The organism is Pseudomonas sp. LRP2-20, assembly GCF_024349685.1.
Taxonomy (GTDB): domain Bacteria; phylum Pseudomonadota; class Gammaproteobacteria; order Pseudomonadales; family Pseudomonadaceae; genus Aquipseudomonas.
This window is the reverse complement of the sequence record NZ_AP025944.1, coordinates 2,309,964-2,329,675: the sequence shown is the minus strand read 5'-3', so window position 1 is coordinate 2,329,675 and position 19,712 is coordinate 2,309,964. Positions and strand designations below refer to the sequence as shown.

15 protein-coding genes are annotated in these 19,712 nt (G+C 53.4%); 9 read left to right on the top strand and 6 right to left on the bottom strand.

The genetic code is table 11. The features are described from left to right. Positions 1–51: 51 nt before the first annotated feature. Both OCX61_RS10255 and OCX61_RS10250 read right to left on the bottom strand, forming a co-directional pair. On the bottom strand, positions 52–4,260 hold the full coding sequence (locus OCX61_RS10255; RefSeq protein ID WP_261943687.1) for a bifunctional RecB family nuclease/DEAD/DEAH box helicase: 4,209 nt from the start codon (positions 4,258–4,260) through the stop codon (positions 52–54). A 30-nt stretch (positions 4,261–4,290) separates the two neighbouring features. Beyond that, positions 4,291–6,153, bottom strand: coding sequence for a hypothetical protein (locus OCX61_RS10250; RefSeq protein ID WP_261943686.1), 1,863 nt, complete (start codon positions 6,151–6,153; stop codon positions 4,291–4,293). 1,197 nt (positions 6,154–7,350) lie between these two features. Here OCX61_RS10250 and OCX61_RS10245 point away from each other — a divergent pair. From OCX61_RS10245 to OCX61_RS10230, 4 genes are all read left to right on the top strand, one after another. Continuing rightward, the gene (locus OCX61_RS10245; protein WP_261943685.1) at positions 7,351–8,628 is read left to right on the top strand and encodes a hypothetical protein; all 1,278 of its coding nucleotides are present in this window, start codon (positions 7,351–7,353) and stop codon (positions 8,626–8,628) included. Between the two features lies 1 nt (position 8,629). After that, entirely contained in the window at positions 8,630–9,736 is a 1,107-nt protein-coding gene (locus OCX61_RS10240; RefSeq protein ID WP_261943684.1) for a hypothetical protein, read from the top strand. 124 nt (positions 9,737–9,860) lie between these two features. Beyond that, positions 9,861–10,478: a hypothetical protein gene (locus tag OCX61_RS10235; protein ID WP_261943683.1), complete on the top strand. Its 618-nt coding sequence runs from the start codon at positions 9,861–9,863 to the stop codon at positions 10,476–10,478. Between the two features lie 74 nt (positions 10,479–10,552). Further along, on the top strand, positions 10,553–11,887 hold the full coding sequence (locus OCX61_RS10230; RefSeq protein ID WP_261943682.1) for a hypothetical protein: 1,335 nt from the start codon (positions 10,553–10,555) through the stop codon (positions 11,885–11,887). Positions 11,888–12,185: 298 nt separating this feature from the next. Here OCX61_RS10230 and OCX61_RS10225 read toward each other — a convergent pair whose 3' ends face one another. After that, a complete protein-coding gene (locus tag OCX61_RS10225) occupies positions 12,186–13,094 on the bottom strand; it encodes a site-specific integrase (RefSeq protein WP_261943681.1) in 909 nt (302 codons plus the stop codon). 173 nt (positions 13,095–13,267) lie between these two features. On the opposite strand from OCX61_RS10225, the gene OCX61_RS10220 reads away from it, so the two are divergent. Then, complete coding sequence (locus tag OCX61_RS10220) at positions 13,268–14,242, top strand: DNA-binding protein (protein WP_261943680.1); 975 nt, start codon at positions 13,268–13,270, stop codon at positions 14,240–14,242. Between the two features lie 329 nt (positions 14,243–14,571). Then, positions 14,572–15,000 carry a hypothetical protein gene (locus tag OCX61_RS10215; protein WP_261943679.1) on the top strand — a complete coding sequence of 143 codons (429 nt, stop codon included), beginning with the start codon at positions 14,572–14,574 and terminating at the stop codon, positions 14,998–15,000. Positions 15,001–15,135: 135 nt separating this feature from the next. On the opposite strand, the gene OCX61_RS10210 is transcribed toward OCX61_RS10215, so the two are convergent. Further along, entirely contained in the window at positions 15,136–15,294 is a 159-nt protein-coding gene (locus OCX61_RS10210; protein WP_261943678.1) for a hypothetical protein, read from the bottom strand. 135 nt (positions 15,295–15,429) lie between these two features. Continuing rightward, a complete protein-coding gene (locus OCX61_RS27325; protein ID WP_410011100.1) occupies positions 15,430–15,594 on the bottom strand; it encodes an antitoxin Xre/MbcA/ParS toxin-binding domain-containing protein in 165 nt (54 codons plus the stop codon). Positions 15,595–16,952: 1,358 nt separating this feature from the next. On the opposite strand from OCX61_RS27325, the gene tnpA reads away from it, so the two are divergent. Genes tnpA through tnpC form a run of 3 tightly spaced genes read left to right on the top strand, consistent with a single transcriptional unit; the run spans position 16,953 to position 19,181 of the window. Continuing rightward, on the top strand, positions 16,953–17,270 hold the full coding sequence (gene tnpA, locus OCX61_RS10200; RefSeq protein ID WP_261943676.1) for an IS66-like element accessory protein TnpA: 318 nt from the start codon (positions 16,953–16,955) through the stop codon (positions 17,268–17,270). Continuing rightward, the gene (tnpB, locus tag OCX61_RS10195; RefSeq protein ID WP_261943675.1) at positions 17,267–17,602 is read left to right on the top strand and encodes an IS66 family insertion sequence element accessory protein TnpB; all 336 of its coding nucleotides are present in this window, start codon (positions 17,267–17,269) and stop codon (positions 17,600–17,602) included. The genes tnpA and tnpB overlap by 4 nt, the downstream gene beginning before the upstream one ends. A gap of 49 nt (positions 17,603–17,651) precedes the next feature. Continuing rightward, on the top strand, positions 17,652–19,181 hold the full coding sequence (tnpC, locus tag OCX61_RS10190) for an IS66 family transposase (RefSeq protein ID WP_261943674.1): 1,530 nt from the start codon (positions 17,652–17,654) through the stop codon (positions 19,179–19,181). Positions 19,182–19,198: 17 nt separating this feature from the next. Here the strand turns inward: tnpC and OCX61_RS10185 are convergent, their stop codons facing one another. Then, positions 19,199–19,657 carry a winged helix-turn-helix transcriptional regulator gene (locus tag OCX61_RS10185; protein WP_261943673.1) on the bottom strand — a complete coding sequence of 153 codons (459 nt, stop codon included), beginning with the start codon at positions 19,655–19,657 and terminating at the stop codon, positions 19,199–19,201. Positions 19,658–19,712: the final 55 nt, after the last annotated feature.

Here is a 19,712-nt window from a genome sequence, read left to right as displayed (position 1 = left end):
CCGTACTTACCAGAGCGACAGGCGGAGCATGATTCCGCCCACCACATGAAATTACGTCTGAAGCTGCTTACAGCGGTACGAGCCTTGGCGTCGGCTGATATTCCCTTCTGCTTTAAACGGGATCGATATCTCCGTACGGCTATCGAGGAATGTTTCGGCAAAATACTTGAGCAAGCGAGAGTCGCGCATGATCTTGATATCACCCGGCAGATGGTTGATGACCTCCTGACTAGCCAGCACAATCAGTTTCGCTCGGGGCCGGGACGACATGACGTTAAAGCGATTGAGCGACAGCAGAAATTCGTCTTCATCGGCAATGGCATCGGGGTCTCCCAATGCATAGCTGGCAATGATGACATCCCGCTGCTGACCTTGGAAACGTTCGACGGTGTTGACGGCATCACGAATCAACTGAGCATCGTCACCCATTGGTCCGAACAGTGCCTGCAAACGAGAGACCACCAGTGCCTTGTGCGCCCGGTGCGGAGTGACCACGCCGACTCCGCTCTTCCAAAAGCTTTCAGCGTCATGCAGATCGTTTCCTACAGCACCTGGTAGGTTGGTTAAATTTTTCATGAGGTGGCGCCGCAGCAACACAAGCAATGACGCGACCGTTTGTGCCTCGAAGTCATTCCATTGACTGCTTCTACCCTCAGGATAAATAAACGCGGAAATAGGTTGCGCCGGATCCAACAGGATCGACAATTCCTCGGCAAACTCTAAACTCTGCGGCCAATCCAGAGGGCGGACCTTCGGCAGCGGCACGTCTGTGGCGATCCGCAAATCAGGGAAGAATGCAGTCAATTCTACCGGGTACCCCGCAAAGCGGCTGAACCCCACAATATCAGCATTGGAACGGTAGTTTTCCAGCAAACTAACCGGCTTAACACCGCGATGATCCGCTACAAAGTCATAAACCGAACCTACCAGTTTCTCAAGACCAACGGGCGGCTCGACTTGCTGGATAGGGGGCAGTTGCTTAGGGTCACCCACCACAATTGTGGCGCCATTGGCTGCAATGGGAGCCAGGGCCAGGACGGCATTCGCCATGTCCATTTGCGACGCTTCGTCAATCAGCACAACATCGAACAAAGGTTCTGCCGCATTACCGTTTAGAACAGCAAACTTAGTAACTTGCTGCGGCGGTGCCGACACGATGACGCTGCAGAGCTTCGCCCGCAGCGTCGCGTGAAGCTCGCGAACCTTGGGATCCATTGGATCATTCAGCAGGTTAATCTCCGCTGCCAGATCCTTTGATGATGCCTTGGAACCAGAACGCAAGCGCACCAACTGCACTGGCCCAGTCTCTTTTGCTCCCAACGCCAAGATATTTTGGAAACCCTTCACCACAACGTTGTCAGTCGCGTCGTAGGTGTTGCTAGTGACTAGAATGCGTATCGGACTCTCATTTTGATGTGAGTCCACCAGCAGGCCGAGCAGAATGGCCCGCAGCGTCTCGGATTTTCCTGTACCCGGAGGCCCCCAGATTAACGCTAGGCGCTGCTCCACTGCCTGACGCAATGCATCCCACTGGCTGTCATTCAAACTGATACCGTAGCCTTCCAGGCGAGGTCGAATTCTGCTTACGCTTCGCTGCGTCGGAGTATGTGCAAGTGCTGCGGTATTCCACAGCACTTCTTCGACCGGAACCGAAGCGCTGACTTTCTTGACGGCGGGCTTGCCCAATACCTGCGACGTCGAAACACCCGCCTTTACGGCGAGCGGGGGATTGCCAATTGCCTTCAAGGCCTTTTCCAAACGCTTGGTCATGAAGTCGGTCACCAACTTGTCCAATACAACGTCTCGACTCAGGTCCAGGTCACCCTCGATCAAACGCAGGAAGTCGTCAATGGCCGGATCCAGGTACACTGCAATGCAACGCTTCTCCCGATCAATCGCCAAAACCGTGACCTTGGTTAACGATGTTGCGTAAACGTAGGGACTTAGCTTGATCTCAGACGGCAACGCTTGACTGCCGATTACATCCCTCACCTGCTGCATATGAAAATCAGCCATGGATGCCGGTGACAGCGCACAAAGGAAGTCCCCCGGTTCGAACTTCGCTTCCAGAGAATGTTGACCAAGCTGGTAAAATCTTACACCAGGTTCTCGAGCGATCCCCAGCGACACAGCTGCTAGATTGGCCTCAGCCCCCATCAGCTCGCGCTCAAGTCGGGCAGCCAGATAGCGCGCCTCTCGCTCATGTACCGGAGTGGCCATGGTGATAGCTTGTTCAAGTGCCGCCACTTTGGCATTCAGCTTGGCGTAGGCAAACCAGACCTGCCCATCAGCGCTGACCTTGTCTAACATAGACGGAGCCTTGATGTTGGCGATCTTCGGCGATGTGCTACGCAGCTCCCCTTTCAGCTCCAAGCGTAAGCGATAGACAATCGAGGCCGTCGCGCGCAACTTCGTGGTCACTGTCGATCTGAGCTGGGAGACCTGCTGGCTCCACGGACGCGGTGCCCCCATCCGGGTCCAGATTTCATGAGCCCGCTCTGAAGGCACCTGGTCGGACAACGGATCCTCAAAAATAGTCGGCACTCGGAAATCAAAGGGCGTACGGTCAGGCTTAACCGGCGGCCGGAACTCGCGCGCTAGAGCCAATAATGAGTAGTAATGGGGAATCGGGGCCGCGACCAACGCTTGCACCGCGTTTCGCACGATGGTGATGGGCGCATCTGCGGAGCGGTAGCTTGCGTTTTCGATCAACTCGTCGGCAGGGAACAGCCAGGCCAGCTTTTTAAGATTGCTATCGGCCATGATGTATTGAAGGTGGCGGCCAATTACCCGGATCAAGTGCTCATATGTCACTGAGTCCCAGAGGTAGATTTGTACAGTGGCCTTGGGCTCTGCCTTCAGCGTTGCGCTCAACGCTTTACTTAGGTAAGTCAGGAAATTCAGCAGCTCTCGGCGTTCGCTCTCAATACTGCGAGTGTCATTCACAAACACCTGCGCATCGACGCGTTCGGTCTCGCCATTAATCCTCGAGAAACCGGCTATGCCGAACGCTAGCGTCAAACCACTTCCGACATCAAAGTCTGCGGAGAGGAAGAGGCTGAGGTCCGACCAATTGGGCAGCACTGCAGAGGTACCCGAGCCTGAAGGGATACTGCTGACCTTGGTAGAGAGAGCCTGTGCTCTGCCCGCCACGACCGTGCGCGCTGCTCGTAACCGTGGGTGGCAATCAAACGCCTCATCATCTGCAGATAGACCCGCCAGGGTTTCTGCCTGGATCACCGCGCGATCCCCCAAAGCCCGTCGTGCCCCCCGAGGCAAGAAAGCAATCGAACTAAGGTGGCCATCCTTTGCGGCGCGCGGCATGCAATGCTCAGCATGAGGCACAACATCTGGGCTCCAGCTATAGCCCAAATATTCACAACCACTGCAAGCGGTACTGACGTGATAGTCCTGGTCGCGCCAAGGTTTCTCAAGGGCGGCACGCAGTTCAACGTTGAAAAAATAACGCAGCCGTGGTGCGAATACTTCGATTTCAAGCGTTTCAATGTCCAGCTTCAGAGCTGCTCGCAACTCCGCATCCGAGGCTTGCCGCCCCTCCTCGCGCCTAGCCGCTTGTAGCTTGACGATCTCAGCTGCATCGTGCGAGCCGGGCCAGATCGCTGCTTCAGCAACCACAGCGAATCGCTCGGCAAAACCCTGATCTTGCAGCCAACCGGCGAGCGCAAGTGAGTAGTAGGTAATCTCGGCAAAATACGATGCGCTGGGCTCAGCCGTCATTTTGATGTCGATGACCCGAAGCCCTACTCGTCCATCGGCAGGGTGCACAGTGCCGTCAGCGTGAACGATCCGCTCAATGTCCTCCGGTGCAATCACCTGGATCAGATCGGGAATGAGGTTGGCGAATGCGAGCTTGTAAGCGGTGCTCATCTCGTCAATGGTCAACGCTCGCATGAACGTCTCACCAACTTGGTACTCAGGCCTGACGAGGAACATGCCGGGCAATGCGCGAGGGATGACCGCCGACAGCTTTTGGTCTTGGTAGTCGAGCTTGGTTTTCATTCCAAGCACCGCTTCGGCTCCGAAGGTAACCTCCAGATCATGAAGTTTGGCCTGCTCCCAGCGCCCTCCTTCTTCAGTCAGTGCATTCATACCTGTACGCCCCACTGCTTTGGGCGGCATTTCAAGTGCGCTGCGCGCAGGCTCGTACTGCTTGTTGTGGGGGTAGAGCATCAACGCCAGCTGGCGCGGACAATCGGTTCGAAAATAGTTACTGATAACCCGCTTACTCAGATAAGGCACTGGCATTCCCTTCCACTTCAATTTGGCTGTTTAACGCAGCGCCTCCTTGAGCGGTACGTGATCAAGCCCGATTATTTTATTCTTGGCCAAGGCTTGCCCCACAAGGAAGGCCCTCCTCAGAGCAATCGCGTCGATCGCATTGAAGGCTATCGACAGGCAACCATATCGCTCGCGCCATTCAGCGACCGCCTCATCTGCGGCCAGGATATCGGCCGGGGAGACGAAGAGTTCTCGCGCCTGACCCACAAGACGCCGGCCACGTCGCAGGATAAAGATGGCATCCCACAGGCCACGCTCTCCTTGTCCATGCAAGCCCATACCTACTTCACCAGGCATCGGCAGAACACGAGTAACATGTAAGCCGGTAGCGGCAATGGCCTCCGCTAACGCCAACCATGCAGGGGCTTCAGTATGCCGATAGCTAAATGCTACCACTCCTTTAGGCCGCAGTACTCGTTCAACCTCCACAAACGCCTCTCCCAGCCCAGAGATAAAGTGCTGAACACTCTGCGGCTGGTGCTTGCGTGCGACCAAACTCTCGCTCATGACATGATCACGGGGCAAGCTGCCGATCACCCCTAGAGCTTTCAACCATGGCGTGAAGAACTGAGCAAGCTCGGAATACGCAATATTGTCGAAGTAAGGCGGGTCTGTCATGACCACGTCGACAGAGCCACTCTTTAGAAAGCTCAGCGTACGTGCGCTGCCGAGGTGGATGCGTCCTGGGCGCTTAGATATTCGACGCGCGACAGGAACGAATTCTGCAGCCGCCCTTGGCTCCTTGGGAGACCGCGCATAGGCAGCGGCCTGCCCTAGCTTGCGTACCGTGTTTGGGAAGCTCCCTCGCCCCGTCCGCTCGATCCATGGGTTCAACTCCACCGGCCGCTGAATATGGCGAAACGCGCGGAGCGAAAATAGCGGCGTCAGACGACGCCACCCATAAGCATAGGAAGCCATCATGCAATTGGTCGTAAGATGGTCGCTGAATGCCATGGATATGAATGATCGAACCGGCTCCGGCAATGTGGCTATTTCCTTCATTAGCCACGCCAAGTGCAAAAGTTGCCGATCATTGAACAGCTCTGACCAATAACGATACCCGTACGCGGTCAGGCGTTCGTCCGACCACCCGTCAGCCTCTATCGGGTCTGTCGGTAACGTGAGACTGCCCTCGGCCAGTCCGCGATGCAACAACACTGAAGCCTCCGCGAACTGCTGGCGGTCATCGTCAGTGGCGCGTCTGAATACGCGATTGGCTATTGGCACTACCCGACGGTCATCGGTGCGGGGAATCGTCTCGACGGCAAAAAGCCGCCATGCGGGGACACCGCTGCGGCGGCCGCGGTCTATCAACGGCTCCGCATGTCCGCAGCTAGGGCATGCAGCTCGCCCCCCCTTCCCTGGACCTTCGTCACAGACCGTGTGCTGACCGCAGGCGGCACAATCAAACGCTCGCGTGCCGGAGGCAAGTGTTGCGACCTCATTACAGTATGCGCACACAGCATGACGCACCTTTCCGTCGTCGGCGAGGATGTAGCTGGGGTGAGCATCGAAGTCAGCCGAACACTGCTGACAACTGACATGCTGCACCCAGAAATGATGCAGTACGAGATCGTCACCTGAGCGGTGGAATTGGAGCACCTTTTGTCCAACCCGCTCTTTGAGCTGCTCCAAAGCCGGTTGCAAATCCGGCATTGTGGCGGCATCGAGTTCGAGCTGGCTGACCGCACAAGCCACTGGATCAACGTCGCAGCCGTGGACGTTAGCGCCTAAGCGAAAGGCTTCAAATACCGAAGTACCGCCGCCTACGAACGGATCCAGGACGGTGAGCCCGTTTAAGTCGGCATCACCGTAATAAAGCGACTCGAAATCAGCCCCGGGCACGGTGGTCACCCCGATTAGCAAGCTTCGGAATACTGACGGAAGGCGACGAGCAAACCACTTATGGGCAGTATAGATCGGACGTGGGCGCCGACCGTCTCGCAAAGCAAAACGGATCAGTGTCTCAACCGGAATTTCGTCAGCTTCCGCAAGGGTTAACGCAGGGATGGTCAAACGTTGCTTAGCTGGCGCGGGCGACGCCAACGCAGGATTTGGAGTGCTTACATCACCCACTGGTATTTCTCGCTTTAAAATGTGGCAACTGCGGTGCCCGATTGCCCCAAGACAATGGCCAGGCCAGGCAGGTCGTCCGCTAATAAGATGACCGGCGATAGTACCCTTTTTGGCCACCACGGGTCACCCTTACGATGGTTCGCACAGCCTGGATGCAACCCCAACCAGGCTACTGTGGCTCCGTGCATAGCAGGAATGCCTAAGAGTAGTCAGATCAGACCTATGAACTGGCTGGGACAGCCCTGGCGGTCGATTTGCCGACGGCCACATAGCAAAGCACTTCAGGGCACCGAGCATAATGATCACTGAGCAGCACTGAGCTGCCTCGGCGTGATTTTACGGGAAACTGGCATCAGACAGATGGACGATCTGCCTAGTGATGGCGGTATGATAGCATCCTGCATTCATCGCTATCAGGGATAGAGAGCTAAGGTATGGATATTGATGGAGAAACTCTGCTGTGTTCGGAGGCCCCACCATGGGTCCAGGCCGCGCTTCCGCGGTTTTGTACCCAAGAGATCAGATTCGAGGGGGATCTGTGGGGAAAACGTGCACTGGGTACGCAACATCATGCTCCTCCTAGAAGACTTCAATCGACACTCCAGCCATCAAGAGTCTTCGCGGGCCATTTACCCGCATACGACAACCAGAATCAAATAGCTGCGCGAGGCATATTGCAGACGCTCAGCAATACCCCCAAAAGTCCCAACAACCGAAGTTTTTTCCACTGGCCCAAATTGGCCTATCCGCGGCGCGCACTGAAGATAAAATAGTTTACCTAGATAACTCGGGCATGCCGCGCACCGGAAAATCCATGGACACATCAGTACTGAACAGAAGCCGGGGCACTCCCTACTGAGCATCAAATATAAAAATTAACTTTGCACCATACGATCATGTTCGAAATCCGTTTACAAAGCACACAATCAACAATAAAGCCAAACAACCATCCAGACAAAGACAAAAGAGCAAACTATGTTAAAAGGCCGAAAACTTATTGAACTCTCATACGACGTGCAAGCAGGGCTGGGTCGTATAGATGTGCCTGATTTTGACCGCCTCCGAACAATGGGCATGGCCGCGACCTTGGCAATACACCTGAGAGGCCTTCAGGAAATCGAATTCGAAGTCCTCAGAAAAGTTAGCGATCATTTCTTTTCAATACCGTCATATGCCTTAAGAGAAGTAATCGAGATACTGGGAGAAATAGAATATGTAGGCATAGTGAAAAAAGACGGTAAAATATTATCGATAATACCTGACATACCCCACTTCAAAGATATCTATGAGCGAGTGGGCGATTATTTCAGTTTCTCCGAGCTCAATGAGCATGAACAAGGGACGCTACTAATCCTGTCGGAGCTTCAACAGAAACCTGAAAATCGTGACCGCTTAGTATCTAACATTGGCATTGATCACAAATTAATGGAGCGCTGCGTCAACATCGGCGAAACAGGAAATTATTTTAAAGAATTCCGAGCGCGAGGACGCAACATAATCGCGAGCCCATTTTACTTCTCGGACAATTTAGGTGAGCTAGCCGACCTTACGGCGAAGGTTGGTGCAGATGACATATCCATAGTCCTTGACGTCATAAAAAGCAATCAGGGCTGGCCACTTTCATTAATCCAAAAGCGTGCCGAACTTGGCGGCAAAAAGCTCACCAATCAGCAGATGCAACTATTGATCCATTTATGCTCAGAGGGAATACTGAAGCCTCCCTCCATTGAGTTCAAGAACTCCAAGGAGACTTTTGTCTTCACCCCTAAGCCAGGCAAAAGCCGGCTTGACTCTTCGAACAGAGAAATCTATGAACGTGCAATGGCCTTAGTCGCTTGCGTCCGAAAAGGTCAACTCCTAGCAGAGCAGTTCAGAATCAAAATGCCAATCAGGATCCTTGAAGTACTTCGTGACCAAGGTTATATTGGTTCGAACTCTGAGGCGGCCAGCCAATATAGAAACTTAGTTTTCCTCCGTGTCGGGCACCTGAAGCATATCGCTGGCGACAGGTATCAATTTCACTTAAATCCCGAACCAGAAAACAAAGCCGCCCTGGATTTAGCCATCAATCTCCTACGAACTGGAGAATTGGCAAACTTAGATGTAAAGCAAGAAGCCAGAATTGCTTTATCTAAGGATGAGAAATATATCCAGTCAATCATTTCTGCTGCCGAGCTAAAAGGGCGAAGTCAAGTTACACTTCATGGTGAGTCTGCGGAACAATTCGAACAACTAATCCTTGCGTACGAATGACATGGCCAATCTAGATAAAGATATACATCAAAAAGAAATGGCGATTCGCTTCTGCTTGGTCAACGACATGATTCCTTTCCCTGAAGTCGACATTCAAAATTTCAGAGAGCTTTCAACGACCAGCACGATTATTACCGACATGGACGTCTTAGGGGTCAAGATTGATTCTACTGGTCGGCCACGACGAGTACTATTTGATTGCAAAACTTTAGGTAAAACCAGCCCAATCAATCGAGCGTTTTGGGCCGGGGGCTTGATGACATTTAGTGGTTGCGATGAAGCATTTATCATCTTGAGAAAAAAAGCATCTGAAGCACATCGCCTGTCCGCAAAACAAATCAAAGTGCATTTATTTGACGAAACTCAGTTTCAAAATTATGCAAATTCTTGCTCGCTTGACTTCAGCATCGACTATTGCTACTCAACCTCCATTGAAAACTGGACTAAACTTTATGATATCACCCTTAATGAACCAGCTCTTGCTAAATTTTCAGCTTTTCTTCACAGTGAAGCACCAATCGAAAAAGATGCAGTTAAAGCTTTACGCAAATTTTTATCCGCACTTTCAAAAATAAAAGGTGAGCTTGATCCGGCAAAGGACAAACACAAAAGCCTTTTCTTATACTCGCTTTCAATATTCGCCTTCCTAATGGCGCAAGTGATACACGACCTCCGCAACATAGTTGAGTTTGATGCAGAAGAAAAGCAATTCGAGAGCATTCTAAAGTTCTATATTTGGGGAGGCAGAGACAGTTACACGCTGCGCAGCAGGCTTACTGAACTCTTTACCGCGCAGCGTGAAGGCGCAGCCCCACAAGATCCCGAGCTCAAAGACTGGTCAGGCTTCATGGAGTTAACTCGAAAACTCTTGAATTCCCCCACGGACATACAAAAGTGCATACTTCCACTCAGGGAGCTTGCTCTAATGAAAATATCCACAAAGGAAGCACATAAAGACGAGTACATCTCTCAGGCCATTCAGTCCAACAAAAGAATCAGGCAATTCAGCATGAACATGTCACGCTACCTAGTAGAGTCACTGAAGATCCCGCGTGAATTTTCAGTCCATTTGGAAGAGGATTTCAATGACCTCAGATCCTCCGCATAACCAGTTAAGCCTGGCGACCCATTAATACGGGTCGCCAGATTTGAGCAGACTATTCAAAAATTGCACACCAATATACAAGCCTATGATAAATAATAATCATTGAAAAGCCCCGAACGGACGCACAATGAAATTCGAAACCACAAAACTAAATAAATATTACTACCACGAACTACATTACCTAGCTTACCAAATTGACAAAAAATGCAAGTTAGTCTTCGATAACACCCAGCCACTTTTCCCGGGCGCTTTCATACAAAATGACCCAGAAACACATAGCATAATAACCTCACTGCTGAATGATGCAGCAGGAATTTCAAGACTAATCTCCCTTCCCAAGAAAAAAAGCAAAAGTGAAACCGCACCTTTATTCGCACTGCGCACAAATAGAGCAGAAACAATCAATGCTTTTTTAGAATCCATTGACATAACAGAAATCCAGAATAGAACAGTACGCAATTCAGTAGAGCACTTCGACGAGCATCTAGATCGACTTAATCTCAGACTTTCTAACGATCCTTTCGACCCGCCCCCAATTGCATACAATTTAACCATTTCCGACTGGGACATTTACGAACCAAAACTCCTCCCAATAAAGCTATACGTGGTATCAGAAAAGAAATTCTACAACATGGGCAATAAGGTAGATTTAAACAAAATCCATGAAGAAGCGGAGCAAATATTAAAGAAATGTAGCTCCGCTGGCATATCCCACATACCAATGGGGCTTTTTCCTTCTGCGTGATTTAAATAGTCTCCCCAAGCGCCATAACGCATCGGGCGTGATGACAAAAAACCGACAACCACTGGATTTCAACCATGATTAGTGAAGCGGCAGCCACCTACCTCCCAGACTACCAAGTAATTAAATTTAAATCTGCCTTCCAACCATTTGCCGATCCTGAAAACCTACGGGGCTTTGAAACCCCCCAAGAATCAGGCTTCTTCATTCATGAATGGCTACACTTCCTGCACAATATATCCACATATCACGGCATAGTCGCGTATTCTCACACCGTATTGCTTTGGTCGAATGTCCGCACTTATGTTTATGACAGTCCTACAGCACCCGACCCTCAGCACTTTAACAACATCCACAGACAGCTTAATTACAGGCTCAACGCTCGCTCTCCTAAGGCCAACAGAATACCGCACAACACACCAAGCAGCAGCGTAAAACTCTTATCATACTCACTACGGAGCTGGTCAATTGACGATGATATAAATTACAAGTGCACTGAAATAGTGTGCGACACAGTCATTGACGGCAAGGAACACATCGAAACCCTTATCGGTTGCCATGAGATTGTCGAGTCCGTAGCCTTTTTACTCGAAGAACGATACCTTATTAAAAACAAAGAGCTTGCCTCTGCAAATGTTTATCCCTATCACTTAGTCAGTAAACTAGCATCTTTTATCGCGCCCGACTTGGCTGCTGAGACAGTGTTGAAATGCGGTATCCTTTCACTTCAACACCTCGACCCACCGGAATGGTTGCCGAAACTGCTTGAACGTGCGCAAATAGCCAGTGAACAAGGCATTGACCCCGATCAATTAATTATCAAAGCAGCTTTAGAACATCTTAAGCTCAATGCAGATGCAATTGCCAGAAATATTGACTTTATTGACAGCTTATTCCCTGCCGATGAACCGGTTGCAAGGGCCGTGAAGTACGCCACAAAAAAAATGCGTGAGAATCTCGACCACCGACTAAGCGATCCTTTTTTCGAAATATCTTTAGTTGACACATTTGCATCTGAAGGCGCAGCAGCATTATTCCATTCTCTGGAGAAGTACGGAACTGGCTTCTTGGTCCAAGAAAGAGCTGGTGAAAGTGATAAGCCGCAAAAGGATTTAATGTACGACATATCCTTAGCCGACCAACTCGATCCAGAGCTATCTGCAGGCCGTCGGATGGCACAAGCGTCATTCCTCTATACGTTTAGCTTCCTAAAATTGGACCCAAAAGAAATAAAACACCCCGACGCTCTGATTTGTCCATTTTATACTAGCTGTACAAATACATTAAGGATGGGTAGCTCGGACACCTGTAAAAAACGACCGTGGATCAGCCAATATTTACACCTAAACAACATGTGTTTCTTCGGTAGAGCGGTGCTGAATACAATAGGTTGTGCTCGAACCAACGACTAGATAAAAAATAATTGATTCGCTCCGCGGAGTACAGCTTTCGCGGAGCATTAACCGCCTTAACATATGCTGCATGCACACGATCAGCAATGACCGAACAAACACCAAAAAGTCAAGATAACCCGACCGCTTGGCAAACAGTCCCTATTGTTGACCGAAAGTTTTTTCGCGAGAAAACCATCAACTTGCAGGAAAGCCTGCGGGAGCAGCGATCCACACCTGTGTACAGTAACCCTCTTCAAATAACTCACCTCTCGCAATTCTAAGCCCCATAATACAGCTGATTATTTCGTTAATAATATTACAAAGCCCAATTACCAAACGGTCCATCACTGTCTATGTAGCGTATAGCTGACTGCACATCACGCCAGCCGACGTAATCCATCAAAGCTTTATGACTCCATTGATTCGCACTAGCCCACGTGGCGAAGCCTCGGCGCAGGGAGTGTCCCGAATAGCCTTCCGGGTCGACGCCGCTACGTAGAAAAACTTGACGCAGTAGTCGGGATACGCTGTTGGCGTTGAGGGCCTGCTCACCGATATGCCCCCAGCGATCAATGGAGCGAAACAGCGCGCCCTCGGTAAGCTCACTCTCATTCAACCACACCTCATAAGCCGCGACTGGGCACAAGCGCTTAAGTGCCGGAACTTTGACCAACCGGCCGCGGTTGCTGCGGTCAGTTTTGCTATTTGGTAGGAACAGCTCCAACCCCTGAGCTTTGCGCCACTGGATGTTCTCGATACGCAACCGGCTCAACTCGTCGCTGCGAAATGCCCGCCAGAACCCTAGCAGGATCAGTGCCTGATCACGGGCTGCACGCAGCCTCACCACTGGCAGCGGATCCGCAAGCTCTTCAGCCAATTGATTGATGCAGAGCTCCAACTCGTGGAGCGCTAGGGCCTCGGCCTGCTTCACCGGCTGCGGATGCAGCGCCTGAATCCCCTTCAGCGTATCGCGCACCCGATAGGATTTGGTGGGATCGGCAAAGCCCAATTGCTGGTGCCAGCGCGCCAAGGCGGCCAGGTGCACCCGCAGGGTTCGGCTCGTCAGTTGGTCGCCGTAATGCGTGAGGTAGCGCACCACACTTTCACTGGAGGCGGGCAGCAACCCACCCCACTCCGTCTCGAAGTGCGCAATGGCCTGGGCGTAGCGCCGCTCGGTACTGGCGCGACGCGCGGCCTGGAGATAACGATCGGGCGAAGTGTCCACCACCGCCTCCGTCTGTACCCCCGCAAGCGGCAAATCACCGCTAAACGCGCTATCACGTGCGAGAAACTTGGCTTCTCAAACGTCAGTCTGTCCGATTATTGGTACCGGATCAGGCGCTTGTACACGTGTACTTCCATACTGATTGAACAGTACGAAAAAGTGGGAGCAGACCCATGGCCCGCGCTGGTATCAACAAAGCCCTCGTGCAGCGTGCACGGGATGCCCTCCTCGCCCGGGGTCTGTCACCCAGCATTGAGGCCGTGCGAGCAGAGCTCGGTCACACGGGTTCAAAGACCACCATCCTTCGTTTCCTCCGTGAGCTAGCCGTGGCTGAACCCCATCCACCACAGGTGAATCTGTCGGAAGAATTACAGGCGCTGCTGCTGAGTCTAGCTGAGCGTTTGGCCAACGAAGCGCAGGCCACGGTCGCCGTCGACCGGGCCCGCCTGGAGCGGCAACAAGCGGCCTACCAGCAGCAGCGAGCGGTGGAGGCCGCGCGGTTCGAGCAGTTGCAGGTGGCACACACCGCAGAGATGGAGGCCCATCGGCAGTTGCGTCTGCGTGAAGTGCAGCTCACGGGCCAACTGCAGCTGGCCGAAGGTGAGCGACGGCGTCTTGAGGAGGCGTGCCGACAGCAGCTCCAGCTGCTCGAGGAGCGTGCGGCGACGATCCACTCGCTCGAGACCAAACACCAACAGGCGCGTGAATCCCTGGAGCACTTTCGTCAACAGCATCAGTTACAACGCCAGGAAGAACTGCAACGGCATGATCAGCAGTTAAGTCAGTTGCAAGCTGAGGTGCGGGGATTGCGTGAACAACTGGCCGTTCGCCAGGAAGAGCTGACACAGCTCTACCGAGACCTGGAACGTTCGACCAGCACGCAGGGTTACCAGCAGCAACAGCTCCGTCAGTTTGAGCGTGAGTTGAACGCCGCGCAGCAGCAATTGGCGGCCGAGAAGCTGCACATGAAACAAGCGCATCAGCAGGAAGAAATAATGGCGGGCGAGATCACCTTGCTACGCGAGAAGTCCAGGTCTTACCTCTTGGCCCACCGACATGACCAGCGCCTCCTACGGGCGCAGGCGCAACAATTGGCACGCCTGCAAGGCTTGGTCGAGCCGGGATCATCCGACAGCCCAATTCAATGACGAATTGAGCCTGGCGCGGAGTCGTCCCTCCACACGCGAGCGTCGCGGTGTGCCTCAGCGCATGCGGGCAGGAAAGTTAAGAAAAAATGCAGCAAAACGCCAAAACTGAAGATTTTCATGGGCCGCTTAAGAAAAAGCTGACGCCCGAGTCTTTCTGAACAGAAAATTCCCGGATAGCCTCATACCACTCCAGCACTAAGCTAGCCTGCCACAGCGACCTGGCAGTCCCTACTCACGACCCTGGTCCGCCCGCACCGGCCGGATGTGAGCTTACTAGCCACATCATAAAATTGGGTGGTAGGCGGCCACTGATCACCGGACGGAGATCCATGTCCCTGCGCCCTACCCTTTCCCGTGAAACGGCCATGCTGGAGAAGGGCAAAGCACGCCTCCTGAGAAGCGGTGATTTCTTGAGTGTCGATGCGTTTGCAGTGGTGGCACAGCTAAGCACGGAGCAATCCAGAGCTGAACTCAAGGAGTGGAAACGCGCGGGCAACATCTTCTCGCTGGCTCAGGAGGACAAGGAATACTTTCCCCTCTATGCCTTTGACCCCGCTTCCAACTTCCGCCCATTTTCGTCAATGGCAGTCATCATCACGGCGCTCGGTTCCAGCAAGCCAGACTGGGCTGTGGCGCTCTGGTTCGGCTCATCCAATAGCTACCTAGGGGGGCAGATGCCAAAAGATGTGATGGTGGACGACCCGGCGCGGGTACTGGATGCTGCCCGAAGTGAGAGGTACGGGGCGCTACAGGGTTGATGGGTTGCCTCACCATTTACCTAGGTTTGGCCAAAGTCGTAGACGTACCAAATCGCGATACGTTACCCCCGTGAGCGAGGTCAAAAGCTGACACCACAGGCTCAGCACTGGACCCGGGAAAGTCCGCAGATAGACTTAACCTGCCAGACGCCCTACAGGCTCCCAACTCCGGTCTTTGGAGGCAGCAATGTCGAGAAAGCGACTTTGGTTGCTGCGCTTGGCCAGTGTTTGGCGTGCTTCTGCTTGAAAACGGGCGGTCATCAGAGGCTTGGGTTCTTGTTTGAGCTGCTTCATGGGCACCCCGCGTGTCATGACATTTCGGTGGATAGTATTACGCTCAGCGACCCTGCCCAAGCGCTTCGTCGTCTCCTACCCGAATGGGGCAGCATCGGGGCAGGCAGCAACTGCTACCTAGAGTATACGTGGCGATCAACAGACACCGTAATCGAGCCGTACCAGGAAATCCACAACCTCCATGTACCCCTGATCAGTTTCCAAGAGCATGCACGGCAGACGCCGGCCAAGTCCAATCGCCTGCTTGGTGAGCCATGCTTCAGCCAGCTCAGAGTTGCCCAACACTTGCTCAGCTGCCATCAAAATTTGTTCGCGGCGTCTCCTGAAACAGCGGTGCTTTAGGCTCCAACACCTGTCAGGAAATGGCGAGCCGAGTATGAGGATTCTAAATACGGTCATGCTGCATAACGCCCGAGTGGTAAACCCGAACTGCATCGGGGAAATCTGATTGGCGATGGTGATGTCTCATAGGGGCTGCCGGTCCTTTTACCCCGTAACTGTATTCATGAGGAGAGAATCGTCCCGAGCCAAATAGCAACTGAGCGGTGCACGATTCCACGAACGCAATAGCCTCGCTTTGCACGCTGCGTTCGTAACGGGCGCGATAGGCCAGAGGCACGGTAGCGCGATTGCCTAAACAAAGGCTGACTAGCTCCGATAATAGATAGCCACGGACGTCGTATCGCATATCCGCCGCTTTGAGCACAGTTGCATAACAAAAGTGGTAAACGAGCGTTGCATCACCGGAGCTCTGGGGCAAATTTTGATCGCTAATCTCTAAATTCCTATTACGCCATTGAACAGCTAACGCTGTGACGACACAACTTCCTAATCTGGGATGCCAGCAGCCAAGGCTTCAAGGTAACGTCTCCAGGTAACCACGGCCTGCTGGGCTAGCGGTTGGCTCTCGGTATCCGTCCGGCCAACACACCTTCGGCGGAGGCGTCAGGAAGTGTTGGCCGGACGGATACCTTGACTATCGTGAAATCTCGATAAATCTACTGTCCACATTCCATGGAATGTGGACAGTTGGCATTCAGTAGTCTGCAGAAGTCAATGGGTATGTTTCAGGCACCCTATACCAGTGCCCACCAAAAGCGTCTTATTCCGTCTCCAAATTTCCCACTCATCAACCCGATCCTGATTCTTGGTCTGCCGCGCCAGGTAGCGCCCGCACGTTCTGTAGCGTCTACCGTACCGTGATCAGCCGACCGAGATTTCACCTCTAATAGCGGTTATATGCCATAGATGCGAGAATTTAGGAAATTGGAGCCTAAATGGTGATCAAGTCAAGGTCATGCATTGCACTCTAAGACGTGCGGACCGCTTCGGTGCTGCTTGGGTTCATGGGCCTAGAAGGCGGTAACTCTCTCACCTTGTGTGTCGCCAGTGGACCTGCTGCCGCGCTAACTCGGGCAGTGGTGGAGCACCTTGTACATTTTCGACAACTCCTCAGGGCTGCTCACGCAGCAGTCAAAGCGTCCAGCATTTCTAGTCACGACGGACAAAACGAGCATGGATGACCGCGTATTAACTTCACCTCAAACGCCCCTTGAAGCGTAAGCGGCCAGCGAACACACCTTCAGAAATCCGGAATTAGGGGTGATGGTGTCCGCCTATTTTTAAGCGGACGCGATCACCCTTATCGCCAGGATCCCATGCGCCAACGAAGCTCTTACCCCAAATCTTTCAAGGCGCAGATCGTGCAGGAATGCCTGCAACCCGGTGCCTCAGTTTCCAGCGTCGCCATCTGCCATGGCATCAATGCCAACGTAATTCGCAAGTGGCTGCCGATATACCGCAACCAGGCCGTCGTGCCACTTCCCGCGTTTGTACCGCTGCAAACGATGCCTAAACAGCGCGCTGACGAAGCAGCTGTCATCGTACTGCCGCTGGGCGACAAATCTATCACGGTCAAATGGCCCAGCTCCGACCCTGACGGCTGCGCACGTTTTATCCGCAGCCTCTCGCAATGATCCGCATCGACGCCATCTGGCTCGCCACCGAGCCCATGGATATGCGCGCTGGCACCGACACGGCGCTGGCCCGCGTGGTCGCGGTATTTGGTGCGGCGAAGCCGCACTGCGCCTATCTGTTTGCCAACCGACGCGCCAACCGGATGAAAGTGCTGGTGCACGATGGTGTGGGCATCTGGCTTGCAGCAAGGAGATTGAACCAAGGGAAATTCCATTGGCCTGGTACTCATCGCGGTCTGGAAGTCGAACTCGATGCCGAACAACTACAAGCGCTGGTGCTTGGTTTACCATGGCAGCGGATTGGTTCTAACGGCGCAATTACACTGATTTAGCCTCGCCTTTCAGCTGTGGCAGGTGGGCTGCTTTGGTAAAATCCACGGCATGACTTCCTCGCCCAATCTCGACCAGATGACGCCTGAAGAACTGCGCGCCCTCGCTGCGCAGTTGCTGTTGAAGGTCGACACCATGGGCCGAAAGATCCATCGTGACGAGAGGATCATCGAGCAGCTTTCTCACGAAATCGCGATCCTCAAACGCCACAAGTTTGCCAAGCGCAGCGAGCAAATAAGCCCGGCGCAAGGCAGCTTGCTGGATGACTTGCTCAACACCGACCTCGAAGCCATCGACGCCGAGTTGAAAGCACTTCGTCCCGCCCTGGCACCGGACAAACCCCGTCAGCAGCCCAAGCGTGCTCCGTTGCCTGCGCAGTTCCCACGTACCGTAATCCGTCATGAGCCGGAAAGCACTCGGTGCGCTTGCGGCTGCCAACTTCAGCGCATCGGTGAAGACGTCAGCGAGAAGCTGGATTACACACCGGGCGTGTTCACCGTTGAGCAACATGTGCGTGGGAAGTGGGTTTGTCGCCAGTGCGAAACCCTGACCCAGGCGCCGGTACCGGCACAGGTGATTGACAAGGGCATCCCCACCGCCGGCTTGTTGGCCCACGTAATCGTGGCCAAGTTCGCTGACCATCTTCCGCTGTACCGGCAGGAAAAGATCTTTGGCCGTGCCGGCCTGGCCATCCCTAGATCCACCTTGGCGCAATGGGTGGGCCAAACCGGCGTACAACTGCAACCGCTCGTGGATGCACTGCACGAGGCAGTGCTGGCCCAGCAAGTCGTCCATGCCGATGAAACACCCGTCCAGATGCTGGCACCGGGTGAAAAGAAAACGCACCGAGCGTATGTCTGGGCCTACTGCACGACACCATTCTCTGCACTGAAGGCGGTGGTCTACGACTTCAGCCGGAGCCGTGCTGGCGAACACGCGCGTAACTTCTTGGGCTCGTGGAATGGCAAGCTGGTCTGCGATGACTTCGCGGGCTACAAGGCCGGCTTCGAACGGGGCATCACCGAAATTGGCTGCATGGCCCATGCTCGCCGCAAGTTCTTTGACCTGCATGTGGCGAACAAAAGCCAACTGGCCGAACAGGCGCTGCACTCAATCGGAGGCCTATACGAGGTCGAACGGAAGGCCAAAGAGATGAGCGATGAGGATCGCTGGCGATTACGCCAAGAAATGGCGATGCCCATCGCGGAGAAGTTGCATGAGTGGATGCTGGCTCAGCGCGCACTTGTGCCCGAGGGCACGGCCACGGCCAAGGCTCTGGATTACAGCCTGAAACGCTGGGCAGCACTGACGCGCTACCTCGATGATGGTGCTGTGCCCATCGACAACAACCGGGTCGAAAATACAATCCGGCCATGGGCCCTTGGCCGTTCGAATTGGCTCTTCGCCGGATCATTGCGTAGCGGTAAACGAGCGGCGGCAATTATGAGTTTGATTCAATCGGCACGCATGAACGGGCATGATCCGTTCGCGTATCTCAAGGATGTACTGACGCGGTTGCCGACACAGAGGGCCAGTGCGATTGGCCAATTACTACCGCATCAATGGGCACAGGGCTCCTAATACGCTGAGAGCTACATTTAGTCAGACGCTTCTGAGCCTAATGGTGTCGATGTAGGTATTTGCCATGCGGGTTTTTTGTCACCCTGGCTGTCGAAAATACGCCGCGCCTTGCGGAAATCCTCAACGTTCTCGACAACCCAAGTCCAGATAGGGGACATGCGGATCAACAGTCCCATACCAAGCGGCGTCAGCTCATACTCGACACGTGGGGGGATTTCACCGAACTCCCGCCGATCCACTAGGCCATCCCTCTCCATGGAGCGTAGTGTCTTGGTCAACATCCGCTGAGTCACCCCAGTCATCTGCCTCTTTATTTCGGCATGACGCATCGTGCCGTACACCCCCAGGGCATGCAGGATACCCAACGACCAGCGGTTGCCTGCGTGAGCAAGCACTTCCCGCCTGACGCCATCATCGTCTTCTCTAAGCGTTCGGCAGATTGTCTCTGCCTGGCTGAGAACCTCCTGATCGGTCATTTCTCTCTTTGGTATCACAGGTGTGCCTTCTTACGAGTGTTGCCAAATCGTGCAA